This is a genomic window from Prosthecobacter sp. (genome assembly GCF_044232965.1).
GTDB lineage: Bacteria > Verrucomicrobiota > Verrucomicrobiia > Verrucomicrobiales > Verrucomicrobiaceae > Prosthecobacter.
Genome location: NZ_JBIIKX010000065.1, coordinates 1 through 14,404, shown reverse-complemented (window position 1 = coordinate 14,404; position 14,404 = coordinate 1). Strand labels below are relative to the sequence as shown.

Annotated in this window: 6 protein-coding genes; 1 reads left to right on the top strand and 5 read right to left on the bottom strand. The window is 61.7% G+C overall.

Annotated elements, in window-relative coordinates; genetic code table 11:
* Positions 1-30: 30 nt before the first annotated feature.
* The 5 genes from ACILSI_RS21105 to ACILSI_RS21085 form a co-directional block, all read right to left on the bottom strand.
* Positions 31-1,569, bottom strand: coding sequence for an L-serine ammonia-lyase, iron-sulfur-dependent, subunit alpha (locus ACILSI_RS21105; protein ID WP_395723898.1), 1,539 nt, complete (start codon positions 1,567-1,569; stop codon positions 31-33).
* Entirely contained in the window at positions 1,566-2,984 is a 1,419-nt protein-coding gene (locus tag ACILSI_RS21100; RefSeq protein WP_395723897.1) for a sulfatase, read from the bottom strand. Before ACILSI_RS21100 ends, ACILSI_RS21105 begins: the two co-directional genes overlap by 4 nt.
* On the bottom strand, positions 2,981-4,495 hold the full coding sequence (locus ACILSI_RS21095; RefSeq protein WP_395723896.1) for an arylsulfatase: 1,515 nt from the start codon (positions 4,493-4,495) through the stop codon (positions 2,981-2,983). The genes ACILSI_RS21100 and ACILSI_RS21095 overlap by 4 nt, the downstream gene beginning before the upstream one ends.
* 10 nt (positions 4,496-4,505) lie before the next feature.
* The gene (locus ACILSI_RS21090) at positions 4,506-6,098 is read right to left on the bottom strand and encodes a hypothetical protein (RefSeq protein WP_395723895.1); all 1,593 of its coding nucleotides are present in this window, start codon (positions 6,096-6,098) and stop codon (positions 4,506-4,508) included.
* 84 nt (positions 6,099-6,182) lie between these two features.
* The gene (locus ACILSI_RS21085; protein ID WP_395723894.1) at positions 6,183-12,872 is read right to left on the bottom strand and encodes an autotransporter-associated beta strand repeat-containing protein; all 6,690 of its coding nucleotides are present in this window, start codon (positions 12,870-12,872) and stop codon (positions 6,183-6,185) included.
* A gap of 147 nt (positions 12,873-13,019) precedes the next feature.
* On the opposite strand from ACILSI_RS21085, the gene ACILSI_RS21080 reads away from it, so the two are divergent.
* Positions 13,020-14,404, top strand: a 1,385-nt coding sequence (locus tag ACILSI_RS21080; RefSeq protein WP_395723893.1) for a hypothetical protein, incomplete at its 3' end; no start/stop codon positions are given.

Sequence of the window (14,404 nt, the reverse complement as noted above, 5' to 3'; positions counted from 1 at the left end):
GAAGGGGTGTGAGGCGTGATTCTTTCGGACTTAGCAGTGACAACTGCCGCAGCCCTTGCTTTTCAGCGTTGCGAGCTTCCGCTCGATCTCCAACGACGTCGGTGTGATCGCCAAACCGCCGAGCGATGTGCAGCGATGCTCTCGCGGCATCATTTCGGACACATGCTTCGCTGCGTCGATGACCTCATCCAGCGGGATCAGCGGGTCATAGCCAGCCAGCGCCATGTTCGCGCACGAAAGCGCATTGCTGGCCGCCATGACGTTTTTGCCGAGGCACGGTGCCTCGACTCGGTTCGCGATAGGATCGCAAATCAGCCCCAGCATGCTCTGAAACGCCATCGAGGCCGCTGCGATGGCCTGATCCCGAGTGCCGCCTGCAAGCGTGACGAGTGCTGCCGCCGCCATCGAGGCCGCAGAACCGCCCTCCGCCTGACAACCGCCGACTTCGGCCGCGAAGGTCCAGCGCGTGGCGATGAAGACACCGATCAACCCGGCGGCGAGCATTGCCTTGGCCATTTCTTCTTCGTCTTTGCCCATCGACTCCGCCATGGCGATCACCGCGCCAGGCAGCGCCGCGCAGGCACCCGCCGTCGGCGCAGCAACGATCACGCCCATGCTGCTCTTTACCTCCATCAAGGCGGTGACGTAGAGGATGATGCGGTTCAGCGCACCCCCATCGAGCAGGCGGCCCGCGTTCATCATCTCGGCAAAGCGTCCGCTTTGATGATGCAGCACACGATCCTCGTAACTCGTGCCCGCGATGCCGCTGGCGATGGATTTTCGCAGGATCCGTACGATGGCGATCATTTTGTCGATGACTTCGTGCTCGGTGAAGCTGCCACGAGCCCGCTCATACTCGATGGCGAGATGCCAAAGCGGCGTGTTTTGGCCGCCATCGTGCTTCAACATGTCGGAGCAGCTGGTGAAAGGCACTTGCATGTTTTTCCGCGAAGGCACCGGAAGCACGGGGGAGAGCCGCTTGGTGGTGAGTGATTCGTCTGATCCGACGAATCGGTCGGATTTGACCTGGATGAGCTGCGCATTGCCCAAATCGTGAACAATGACCTCATCGGCCTCGAAACGCGACGCAGCGCCTTTCGGTGCCCAAATCAACGTCTCATGATACCCGCCGTCCATCTGCAGTTCCACGCCGTCGATGCTCAGCACTTCCATCATGCCGCCGCCAGTGGAGATGGCGATGAGCGTGTGTGTTTCACGCGAGTTCTTCAATGTGAGCCGGTAAGTGTTCGGATGCGGATCACCGACATCGACGGTTTCGATGCGCAGCTTGATCCCGGCCTCTGCCAGCGCCTTCGCCGACTCCGGTAGCCGCTCATCATCAGCCTCCCATCCCAGCAAACCTCCAAACAACCCCATGTCGCTGCCCTGGCTCTCATGCGTCGTCGGCAGCGAACCCGCACGATCGAACTCGACAAGCACCTCGCTAATCTCGCCCTCCATCAAATCCCGCGCCAGTCGTCCGATGCGCAGCGCCGCCGCGCAGTGCGAACTCGATGGCCCGCGCATCACAGGACCGATCACGTCGTTGAAAATGGAGACGATGTTCATGGTTTCGATTGGTGGACAGGCGCGAGGTTCTTCGGAGCAAGCAAACGCATCTCAGCGAGCTTGTTAGCATGCTCGGGCTGGGTGGCGAGGTTGGTCCATTCGTGCGGATCGGTTTCGAGGTCGTAGAGCTCTTCTTCGTCGCCGGCGTAGTGGATGTAGCGCCAGCGTTGCGTGCTGATGGCGTAGTTCTCGGGCTTGTCGAGATGCGTGAGAGCGGCGCACGGCCATTCGGCCTTCGGGTTGCGCAAAAGCGGCGCGAGGCTGCGGTTGTCGATGTCCGGTTTCGGCGGCAGGCCGCAAAGGTCGCTGAGCGTGCCGAACAGATCGACGAGGCTCACCGGGCGATCACACACGCTGCCGGGCGTGGTGCCTTCGGGCAAACCGGGCGCGCCTTTCGGCACGCGGATCATGAGCGGCACGCGGGCGCAGACACGCCAGCCGGTGAACTTTTGCCAGTGCTCCTTCTCGCCGAGATGCCAGCCGTGATCGCTCCAGAGCACGACGATCGTGTTGTCGCGCTGCGGGCTCTTTTCGAGCGCATCGAGCACCCGACCGAGCATCGCATCCGCGAAGTGAATCGACGCGAGATAGGCCTGGATGCCCTTCTCCCACTGCTCGTGCTTCTGAATGTGCGCAAAGTAGCGATTCCGCGCGAGTCGCTGGCCCGCAGGCGGCAAATCATCGACATCATCCGCTTTGTAACCGGGCGGAAGCTGGATGCTTTCGAGCGGGAACGGCTCGAAATACTTCTTCGGCACAAACCACGGCTCATGCGGCCGGTAGATGCCGCAAGCGAGGAAGAAGGGTTTGTCGTGTTTGCGCTGAAGTTGCTCGCCAATCCACTTCGTCACCGCCCAATCGCCGCCAAACTGCTCATCCGTGACATCCAGCGCCGCCCAGTCGGTTTCGACGTATTGCCAGTCGCCGCCACGCGGCAGGTTCACGGGCCGCTTCGCGGGATAAAACGTGTGCGGAAAGGGATTGTCCTTCGCTTTGGCCGGGAAGTAATCATCCCACGACGGCGGATCGATGATGTAGTGCAGCATCTTGCCCGATCCCGCGCTCCAATAGCCCTGCTTCGAAAAATACTGCGGCAACAGCTCCGCTTCCGGCATCACCTCGCGCATCTTTTGCAGGTTATGATAAAGCCCCGAGCGATGCGGCGGCCGCCCGCTGAAGATCGCCGTGCGAGACGGATTGCACGAAGCCGCCGCCGTGTAGGCATTCCGAAACAACACCCCGCTCGCCGCCAGCCGATCCAGATTCGGCGTCTTCGTCTGCGGATGCCCGCCCAGACACCCAATCCAGTCATTGAGATCATCCAGCGCGATGAAGAGCACATTGGGCCTGTTCTCCGCCGCCCGGGCCTGACCGAGGATGCTGAGTGCACAAAGAATGGTGACGAGAATCCTCATGGACGACTGCGACCGGTGGATTTGGTTTGTTCGAGCAGCGCTTGGAGTTCCTTCACGATCTCCGGTTTCTTGGAGTAAAGATTCGCCGTCTCGCCGGGATCGGAGGCGAGGTCGTAGAGTTGGGCGGGGGCTTCGGGATCGGTGTCGGGCAGGGCGAAGGGCTTGAGCTCGCCTTTGTCGTAGTTGTTTCCGCCGGAGCCGCGGTGGGCGATGTATTTCCACTGGCCGCGACGAATCGAAAGCGTGCGGTGTCCGCCAAAGGCCTGGGTGAGCAGATAGGGCCGGATGGGAGCGGTGGCGGTGCCTTCGAGGGCGGGGAGCAGGTTGAAACTGTCTTCGGCGGCATCGTGTGGCAATTCGGTGCCGGTGATCGCTGCCACGGTGGCGAGAATGTCGGTGAGGCAGAGGGTTTGATCGCTGGTGGTGGTCGCTTTGACCTTTCCGGGCCAGCGCACGATGAAGGGCACGCGGTGGCCGCCTTCCCAGGCATCGCGTTTGATGCCGCGCCACGGCTTGGCGCCGTCGTGAGCATGATCGGCACGCATGTGGACGATGCTCGCCACTTCGGGGCCGTTGTCGCTGCTGAGAATGACGAGCGTGTTGTCAGCTAGGCCGTGCGTTTCGAGTTCGCGCATCAATTCGCCGACGATGTGGTCGAACTCGGCGATGAAGTCGCCATGCGGCCCGGCCTTCGATTTCCCTTGGAACTCCGGCGCGGCGAACGAGGGCAAATGCACCGCCTGCGTGGCATGGTAGAGGAAGAAAGGCTGCTTCGGTGAGGTGCGTGCATGTTGCGCGATGAACTCGCGGCTCTTCTTCAAGAACATGAGATCCACTTCCTCCATCGGAAAGTCGGGCGCGATGAATCCGGCGCGGCAATCGTTAGCATACGGATGCTTCGGGAGCTTCGATTTGTCGATGGGACCGGTGGGCGGAACGGGGATGTGATCGCCGTCGATGAAGGCGTAAAGCCACTCGGTGGTGGGGCAGCATGCGGTGCCGAAGAACTGGTCAAAACCATGATCGAGCGGTCCGCCTTCGATGCGGCGCGAGTAATCGATGCGCTGCACGGCGGCGCGTTCACCCGAGTGGATCGCCTCACCCGCCTGATCGCGAAACGTGAGCCCGATATGCCATTTGCCGACCGCTGCGGTGGCATAGCCCTGCTTCTTCAACAGCCCCGGCAGCGTGAGCTTGCCCGGTGCGATCAACGACGGCCCACCCGTGCCCTGAAACACCGTGCCGCCATTCGGCACGCGAAACGCCATCTGTCCCGTCATGAGGCTGTAACGCGATGGGGTGCAAACCGTGGCCGGACTGTGCGCATCGGTGAAGCGCATGCCTTCGCTCGCGAGCTTGTCGATGTTAGGTGTCGGGATCTTCGCGTCGGCGTTGTAGCAAAGCACATCGCCGTAGCCGAGATCGTCAGCGAGGATAAAGACGATGTTCGGCCTCGTGATCGCAAAGACATGACCACAGCCGAGCACGAGAATGACGAAGAGTGATCTCATGATGGCTGTGCTATTTCTCCAGTTCCTGCCGCGTGGCGATGGGGACGTAGCCGATCTCCAAACCGGGCGGCGGAGTGAGAATCAAAGCAGGATCGATGCTGGCGAGCGTGCCGAGATCGGGTGGCGTGAGGTAAGCGCGATCCTTCGTCCACGCGCGATGTAGTTTCTCGACGCGTTGCTGCACTTGCTCGCGTTCTTCGGGCGTGAGGTCGGCGTTGAGCATCGCGGGCTGGTCGGCGAAGCGATACCAATAGTAAGTGACCGTGCTGCCATCGCCGAGCTGGGCTTTGAAGGGGCCGGCGACGGGGCCGGGCTTTTTCCAGCAACTGTTCGCATCTTCGGGTGTCGTGCGTGCCTCCTGCGGCTTTTCTTGAGGCGTTTCAAAGCGGTGCTGGGTGAGCTTGGCGTCGGCAGGGCCTTGTTTGGCATCCATGACCTGCCACAGCGGCTTGCCGCGAGGATTGGTGCCGAGTTGGAAATACTCGGGCAGCACGACGAGCGAGCCTTCGCGGCCGGTGAGCTGCGCGTTCCATTGATAGCCGAAGGTGATCGGATTCGGCGTGAAGGACGTGGCGAAGGCATTCCAGGCGAGCGGTGTCTTGTCATCGCGCTTCGTGCCGGGTGGGTAGATGCTCCAGTTCGAGCCGCCGCCGCTGCGGAAGGTGTGAATCGCCGCGGCCTCGGGCTTGATCTTGCCATCCGCTGCTGCGCCGCCCTCAAACCAGCGCTGCACATCCTCCCACAGCGCTTCTTTTTTATACGCGGTGAGTCGATGCAGCACGGTGGAGGTGCCATCCGCGCCGATGGGGAAGCGTGTGGGCGCGACGCGGGCCTGTTTGTCGGTCAAAATCGCGGGCACATGCTGCGTCTCCATTTGGATGGGCTTGTTCGGGCCCGCTGGGCAGGAGTCGAGCAGCTTGCCGGTCCACTCGGGATGCTCGATGAGCGCCTGCGACCAGAAAAACGGCGTGAAGAAGGCGACGGGGCCTTTGAAGTTCCCGGTGCTCAAAAACAGCGTCCAGCACTGGTTGCCGGTCGGCACGTTTTTGCCTGCGGTGGTGCTTTTTTTGTTCGTGAGCGGCAGCGGCAAGTAGCCATAGCCGAAAAGCTCGCCGCTCGTGCCTTGCTTCAGGTTCAGACCATCCAGTGGCATCAGCAGCCAAGGGCTGAGTTGCGCCACGCCATACTGCCCGCGCGGCTTTTCCCACGTGCCCGCGCCGTAGCCGGGACCGTTTGCGATCACGGAGAAGTTCGGCCCCACGCCGCCCATGATGAACTTCGGCGTGATCGTCGGAAAATGCGTGTCACGCCACCAGCCGAGCCCGCCCTCGATGTCCGTGTAGCATTTCTCCTTCGGCTTCTCCGCCTCCGACCACTGCGGATGCATCCACGTCCCGCAAAGCCCCGTCTGAAATCGATGTCCCGGATACGTGCCCACCAGCGGCCACGCCGCTGCGTAGAGCGAGAAGCCGCCATTGAACTCCTCCGGCACTTTTTCCGCCGGGGCGAAGAGATAACCGGCCATCTCGCCTTCGGTGATGTCAACGGACCACAATAGTGATGGCAGGGCGGCGAGGGAGACGAAGGCAAGGAGAGGTTTCACGCCTCGGAGCTTGGCACAAAAAGTTCCGCTGTCTTGGCTCAGATGACACATGCGACCGTCAAAAGCCGCAAAGAACAAGGTAACTCATTGCGACATTACCTTCAGTCGCACGAATCGCCGGTCACCAGACGCAGGGAAGGTGTAGGTCACGTTGTTGCCGGTGATCGTTAAGTTTACTCCGACGGTCTCAATGGTCCACGAGCCCGTGAGAGTGGTGGAGGTTTCGATGACAAAATCGGTGCCGTGAACGCCGAGGTAGGTGGCGGCTTTGGCCCAGGTTATGCTTAGGGTGCCGCTGGTGTTGGTGATGCCGGGCAAAACGGTCTGGCCAGTGGTGTTGCTGGTGCCGCCGAGGAAGTATTCGATGCCGTCAGGGACGCCGTCGTTGTCGTGGTCGGTGGTGATGCTGCCGCTGGTGCCGTTGAGGCTCTGCCAGGTGGTGAAGGGATGCACTAGAGTGAGTTCGAGGTCGTTGCCGTTGAGGCTGAGGGTGGCGTTGAAGCCGCCGAGGGTGCCGGTGAGCTTGGCGGAGTCCAGGGTGCCGCTGATGCCGCCACTGGTGATGAGCTTGTAGGTGCCTGCGGTGAGGCCACTGAGGGCGGTGAAGGCGAAATCGTCCATGCCGAGGGTGCCCGTGCCGAAGGTGAAGGTGCCGCCGACGGTTACCTTGTCGCTGGCGGTGGGAGCGCCGAGTTCGAAGACGAGTTTGCCTGTGCCTGTGGTCATGGCGGTGACATTGAGACCGCCGCCGATGGCGAGCGTGCTTGCGGAACCCGTGGTGGAGCCGGGAGCGATGCGGCCAGAGGCATTGACAATGACAGAGCCTCCGATGCTGCCGTCGCCGCCGAGGGTGGCGGCATTCACCGTGACTGTGCTGCTGGCGTGGAGCGAGCCGGGGGCATTGATGCGCAGGGTACCTGCGTTCAGCGTGGTGGCTCCGGTGAAGGTGTTGGCGCCCGTGAGTGTCCAGGTGCCGTTCTCGATCTTTCTCAAGGCGATGGTGCCGCCCGTGAGCGTTCCGTCGCTGATGTTGCCTTCCACCTGTCCTGTGCCAGTTGCGCCTCCGATCACGAAGGTTCGCGCAACAGCGGTGTCGTTGGTGATGGTTCCCGCCAGACGAAGACTGCCTGCCATGGTGGACACACGGCCTTCGGCGTTTCCTCCGCTGGTGAGCACGATGTTACCGCGCAGGATGTTGTCGCCTGCCTCATTGAAGATGGCTCCGGCGGCATTGCCGATCTTGAAAGAGAAGCCTGCGGGCAGATCAATCGGGCCGTTGCTGCCATCGAGCCTGAGCTGCGGATTGCCTGCCACTGCATTGGTGAGGATGATGTTCTTCGTGGAGAAGGTGGAGCCGAGTGCGCTGCTGTTGGTGATGCGCAGCGCACCGGAGTTGACCGTGACATGGCCGGTGAAGCTATTGTTGCCGCTGAACACGACGGTGCCGTTGTTGGTCGGGCAATCCACAGTGACGCCGCCGCTGCCGCTGATGGCATTGGGCACGAGCAGCGTGCCGGTGCGGTCTAAGCGCAGCGTGGCGTTGTTCACGACGGCACCGGCGGGCAGTGAGCCGGTGGCTCCATCATCGCCGATCTGCAAGATGCCACCGCTGATCGTGGTGGAGCCGGTGTAGTCGTTCGCGCCAGCGAGGATGAGTTTGCTCGTGCCTGATTTGATGAGGTTGCCAGCGCCGCTGAGGATGCCGCTGAAGTTGAAGGTGGCTGTGCCTGCGCCTTGGAAGGTGGTGCTGTCTTCCATCGTGAGAGGGGCGCTGACGTTCCAGGTCAATCCAGTGCCGTTGGTGGCGGTGAGGTTGATGATGGGATCGAGCAACGACTCGCGGCGGAGGAGCAAGGCATTGCCACTGAGCGATAGCGTGGTGCTGCCGCTGTTGGGGCCGGTGCCGCCGAGTGTGAGCACGTTCAGCGCGTGACCGCCGACGCTGTTGTTGTTCGAGCTGATGGTGCCTGAGGGCAGAGTTTGTCCCGTGAAGAACTGGATGGTGGAGAATCGGCTGCTCGGTGGCGGCACACTGCCGGTCCAGTTGGCACCTGTGCTCCAGTTCAGCGTCCCGCTGGTGGTGGAGTTCCAGACAGTGGTGCTCGGCGCTGCGCCATCCACGATGACGGTGAAGCTCGTGTTCGCCGTCAGTGCGCCATCGCTGGCGGTGAGTGTGATGACGCTGCTGCCGGACTGACCTGCGGCGGGCGTGAGCGAGACGGTGCGCTCACCTCCACGCAGAACGGTGCCGCCGAGGTTGTCGAAGACGGCTGCGCAAAGTGTGGTGCTCACGCGGCTGGAGACCGCCATGCCGATGTCGTGCGTGGTGCCGGTGAAGGCAACGGTTTGCTCCGTGCCGACGGCCTGCCAGGGGCCTGCGGTGCCGTCATTATCCGTAGCGTAGAAAGCTGTGTAAACGCTGCCCGTGCGCACAAGTCGCAGCCAGCCAGGTGCGCTGGCGAGCGGTAGAATGGCCGTCACCACGGCATCCGTTGATGCGGTTCCACGTTGCACAAAGCTGACGCCTTCACTGCCGGTGGCACGCACACAAACAAAGCGTGCCGTGGCGGCAGTGGACTCACGCATCATGAGGCCGGCCTCGGCATTCGAAGCGGTGTGATCCACGGAGACCACACGCGCGATCATCTCCGCATCGCCAGTAAAACTCTGCCGCACCCATTGGAAGTCATCGCCTGCTGCCGGACCTACACCTGCTGCGCCAGCCCCATTCACGATGTAAGTGCCGCGACTCTCAGTTAGCGTGCCTGCGGTGCCGACGGTGCCGATGTCGCCCGTCGTCCAAGCCGCTGGAGCAGCGCCAACGGTGACACTCGCATTCGGAAGGATCGTCTGGTTTGAAGAGACAGCCGTAAGCGTGAGAGTCCGCGCTTCTGACTCTGCATCGGACAAACGCACCGCCACTGGCGAGGCCGATGCGTTGACCGGGATGTAACGATCCGGCACCGTGGCGATGGATGGCGCTTGATTGCTGCCCGTGACAGTCAGCGACAAACTGTTGCCTATGGCGCTAAGGCCGTGGTGATGCCGCGCTCCCATGCGTGAGCGGTTGGCGATTTCGGTGCGGGTGGAGAGTCCGCTCTGGAATAAGACCTCGTCCATCACCCCATCGAACCAGCGATCCACGTTTGCCGTGGTGCTGGCGTGGCCGCCAGCCACCAAGGGCGTGGATTGATTGACGTTCATCGTCACTGCAGTCACGCTGCCACGTAGAAACTTGTCCACGTAGAGGAAGCATGTGCCGGTGTTCGTCGCCGTGCGATCATAGCTCAGCGTGATGTGATGCCACTGACCGGCGACAATGTCGGTGCAGATGATTTCTTTTTCCAAGCCGCCAGCGCCCCACTTTTGCAGCTTCAGCACATCGCTGCCTGCGGCAAAGAAAAGCTCCAGTTCGCTCTCGGTGCCGTGACCATCGCCATCGCCAAGATGGAACACAAAATCCTCCGTATCTGTGCCGCCGCGCTTCACCCAGACGGAGAAGGTCCAGTCCGCATCATTGAAGTTGTGATCTGAAGTGGTCAGCGTGCGCCGCATTCGAGCACCGCTGGCACCGTTCTGTGCCAGCACCAGAGCCTTGGCGGATTGCGGTGTCAGCGCGGGTGGCACGCTGGCATCATAACCAAAGGTGCCGCTGTTGATGGCTTGCAGGGTGCCAGTGCGATTGAAGTTGGATTGATCCGTGCTCAGGGAATCCTCGTGGCTGTCAGGCGGCTCAAAATCGTAGAGGAAACGGAAGCCAGCTCCGAGCGACTGGTCACGCACCACGAGGCGATAGTTGGTCGTGCCGTTGAAGTTCGGATTCGGTGTGAAGCGTGCGGTGTAGCCATCCGGAAGCAGCGTCATCTTGCCGTTTCGCACCCGATCCACCTCAAAGAAGAGTTGTTCATCGGCGGTGATGTCGTCAGAGACAAAAGCACGCAAATCGATGTCTACCGGCGTGTTCTCCGATGTGGCGGGTGTCGTCACCGCGAGCACGGGTTTCGCATTCACCGTGACGGGCCACACATAGCTGCCGGAGTTCCCCTCGGGATCGGCAGCGGTGATCGTGATGTCCACAGTTCCGCTCACCGTGCTAGCGGCGGATACCGTGATGGTGCGTATCGTTCCAGCCGTGCCGAAGAGAATGTTCGCATCTGGGATGATGGCTTGATTTGAAGATACACCGGTCAAAGTGAGCGAGGTCAGCGCGGTGTCCGCATCCGCCAGCGGCAGCGGAATCGCGCCCGTGCTCGATCCTTGATCCGTGAGGCCCGGTTTCATCGTGGCGGTGAAGGCGGGTGCGCCGGGCGGTGCGAGGAAGTTTTTGCCCACCTGATTGGGACCAACGGTCACCGGATTGGTAAAGCCGCTAGTCACAAAACTCGCTCCTGTCTTCGTCGCCGTGAGCGTGTAGCTGCCTGCCGCGAGACCCGTGATGGAATAGGCTCCATCACCATCCGTCGTGTCACTCTGAGTGGACCCGGCACTCACCACGACGCCTTGCATCGGTGCGCCCAGCGTGGTGCTCACCACGCCTTGAATGGAGAAGGTGGTGGTGGTGCCCACCTGCACCAGCAGCGTTGCCGTGGTGGTCTGGCCCTTCATGTCCGTGACGATGCAGCGCACGGTTCTGGTGCCGGCAGTGCTCCAGCTCTTGTTCGCGGTGGCGCTGTTGTTCGCTGTCGTCGTGCCATCGCCCCATTCCCAAAAATAGGCCAGCGTGTCGCCATTCGGATCGCTAGCTGCGGCGGTGAAGGTCACGCTCGTGTTCACGGCTGGATTGGCATTGGTGGAGCTGAGCGTGACGGTGGGCTTCGTATTGCCTGCGAACGTGCCGCGATTCACGGTGACATCCATCCAGGCTACACCATCCCCATCCGTGCCGCGAGCCACGGGCGTGATGTGAACGCCCGCTGCCGAGTCGGAAAACGTCTTGCCCATCGGCAGCACGGAGTCGGTCTTCTGAGACGTGCTCGGCTTCATGTCGAGCAGCAGCGGCTGCTGATAGCCGCCATTGATGTCCGCCCAGTTCACCACCACGCCATCACGCAGTCCAAAGCTGGTGCCAAAGAGCTGCCGATACTCCACCCAGTAGTCGTCGGTGCTGCCCGCACGATCCACCGCCAGAGCCCGCCGATTCCCATCCGTCTGCACTTTGTCCTCTGCCCGGATGCGAGTGGTGGTGCTGCCATCGGCGGTGATCTTCAGCACGTCTGTGGTGGGCAGCCAGCCGAGGAACTCTTTAAACGTCACACCGAAGTGGCGCAGAAACGCGGATGAACTGCCCACGCCCATCATGTCGAACTCATTGCCGTAGTCCCACACCTCGCCAGGGCCGATCACGCTGCCGTCATCCGTGTCCCAGGCACCCGCGTGAGGCAGGCCAAAATTATGCCCCAGTTCATGAGCGCAGGTTTTGAGGTTCCACTGGGAGTTGTGTAGCCACGCACCGCGCGCTCCCACATTCGCCATGCCGGCGGTGGCTGGCACGACGGGCGTTGCTCCCATGACGACCACTTCATGCGTGTAGTTCAGGTAGTTGTAGCCCGCCGCCGCCGCCGCTGTGCGAGCCTCGTTCAGAACTCGGCTGAACTTCGTATGACTCGCATAAACCGACGAGTTATTCGGCATTCGCACCGTCGGCGTGATCGCTGATCCTTGACCGAACGGAGCAAAACTGGCCTTGCCCGAGGACATCTCGGTATAGACCGTGTTCGTGTCCGCGATGAGTTGCTGCAGCGTGGCATCGCTGACCACCTGTCCTTGGTAGTCCGGGAAATCCACGCGGATGATCAGCAACGTCTTCTGCCCCTCGGTCCAAGGGCTAGCCGCGATCACGCCGTCGAGATCGGACCCATCAGTCGCAGGCTCGGCGGATTGCTCCCCGCTCTCCGCATCGATCAAAGCCGCTGTGGCAGGAGCCTTACCACGGAACCGGGTCATGCGGGTGTCGTCCCAAGCGATCACCACTTCCTCAAGATCATCCGCTTGAGGCGCAGTGCCCGTCAGATCAGCGCCGACTTCGATCTTCTCTCCCGCCGCCACTCTCGCCGCGACTTCCACCGGCTCCAGCACACGACCCGGCAGATCCGACAGCGCCATCTTGCCATCCAGCGCCACACCGTGAATGCCAATGTTGTCGCGAGTCGGCATCGCCCCACGTCGTCCATACGTGTGCGCCTCGAACACCTGCCCATCCTGCAAAGTCGCCGTGCGCGTGATCTCGCAGCCACCCGTGGCAGAAGTCTTCGCCTGCACCAGCAGATCGCCCCGCGCATCCACTCGCTGCTCCAGCAAGGCCAACACACCCGCCGGCAACCGCTGCCGCACCGACTCCGGCACCGCCAGTTCCAGCGCCCGCCGCGGATCCTTATCAATAAGGTCCAGCATCTCCTGACGCCGCTGCAAAGCCAGTTCGACGCCTTGCTCCGCATCCACCCCGGATGTGAGAAAACTCTCCGTCCACCGCCGAAACTCCTCAAACACCGGCTCTGGCACCGGTTTCTGCCAAAGGGCAGTCACCCGCTCCGGCAACACCAAGTCCGAAGGTCCCGTCAGCGGCCTTTTGAGCCTGCCGGATGCTGCGGAAGCCAGACGGCCCTGAACTGGTGCTGGCTCCCGCACGGGTGCAGCCATTGGCGGCTTCGGCGAAACCGCCACCATCTTCACGACATCCGTCTGTGACGGAATCGGCGCTTCAGAATGCCATACCAGCAACCCAACAAGCAGGCACACAGCCAGCGCTGCGATGAGTGGAGTGAAACGCTTTATCATGGTTCAAAACATTCATCATTAGGTAAACAGCGCCATTTGGCCCCTCACGAAAATACGGGAGGTGGGCAGGATCGTCTGGAGATGCTAACCTTGTCTTCAAGATACTCATCGGTCCATCAGCCCGAACGTCCTCCTACTCATCCGCTCGTGAAAATCGTCACCCTGCTCGCAGCCAGCCTGCTCGCCCAGTCCACGGCTCCGTGGGCCGAGCGGCTTGCGTTCTGGTCGCGGGCGGAGCTTGAACAAATGCGCCAGCGCATGGTGGCCATCGAGGCAGAGCTGAAAACACTGCCTGAGGCACGCATGGCTCACACGTCCAGCCGCAGAGGCTTCCAAAGCAGCCGGGTGGATGATGACGAAGCCCTTTGGGTCGAGGTGGCGCTGCCGGAGAAGCCTTTGGTGGACGCGATAGCGCTCATTCCTGTGCCTGCGCTCAAGGACGATGGCCATGGCACTTCTTTTGGTTTCCCTTTGCGCTATCGGATGGAGGTCACGGACGCTGCGGGCCGATCCCAGATCATTCATGAGTCTGAGGCCGATGTTCCCACTCCTGATGGCTTTCCGGTGGTGGTGCAGATCAAGCCCATCCAAGCACAGCGAATCCGTGTCACGGCTACCAAGCCTTGGCAGAGAAGTGAGCTGCGAGTGTTCGCGCTGTCTGAATTGATGGTCTTCTCTGGCACAAGGAACGTGGCGCTTGGGGCTGAGGTCGTGGCACCGAGAAGCCGCATCCAGCCGCCAGCCTGGAGTGTCGAGAATCTTACGGATCACATTACGCCACTTGATTTGCCGTTGGCACCAGGAGTTCCAAGCATCAAAGGCTTTCACAGTGCGCTTGCCACTTCAGGACAGGATCAGAAGCAGGTTGGCATCATTTTACCACAAACGGTAGAGCTGGATGAGATCACACTGGTGCCTCTGCCTCGCCGGGAGCTGGCTACGTGGGGCACCTACGGGTTCCCGGAGCGCTTTCGTCTGGAAGTCTCTGCCAGCGAGGACTTCAGTGAGGCGAAGGTCATTGCCGACTTCAAGGACAGCAGCTTTACCACCCCAGGCATGAACCTGGTGAGCTTCTCCCTGCGTAAGCAGCCTGTGCGGGCCATTCGTCTGACGACATATTCACTTTGGCAGCGCTCAGGTGACTTCCTGCTGGCGCTGTCGGAGATCATGGCCTTTGCCGGAGGTGAGAACGTCGCTCTGAAGGCCAAGGCCTTCGCCAGCGACCAGCTCGACGATCCTGCTTACAGCCTTGCCGCACTCACGGATGGCAAGGCCAACATTGGAACGCTGCTGCCATTGCCAGAATGGCTCACCCAGCTTCGGCATCGTCAATCCCTCCAGCGTGAGCACGCCGACCTCAGCGCCCGATTCACCACCCTACGAGCCACCAGCCAGGACCAACTGATGCAAGGCAGTATCGCCGCCGGCGCCTTGCTGATCGGCGGGTTCATCTGGGGACTCATCCACCAGCGCCGCGTGCGCCGCCGGGACGCCGGGCGGCTCCGCGAGCGCCTCGCCCGTGATTTGCATGA

What these genes read in the sequence shown, in the direction of transcription:
- ACILSI_RS21105 (WP_395723898.1), bottom strand. Translation starts at nt 1,569, where the DNA reads ATGAACATCGTCTCCATTTTCAACGACGTGATCGGTCCTGTGATGCGC.
- ACILSI_RS21100 (WP_395723897.1), bottom strand. Translation starts at nt 2,984, where the DNA reads ATGAGGATTCTCGTCACCATTCTTTGTGCACTCAGCATCCTCGGTCAG.
- ACILSI_RS21095 (WP_395723896.1), bottom strand. Translation starts at nt 4,495, where the DNA reads ATGAGATCACTCTTCGTCATTCTCGTGCTCGGCTGTGGTCATGTCTTT.
- ACILSI_RS21085 (WP_395723894.1), bottom strand. Translation starts at nt 12,872, where the DNA reads ATGATAAAGCGTTTCACTCCACTCATCGCAGCGCTGGCTGTGTGCCTG.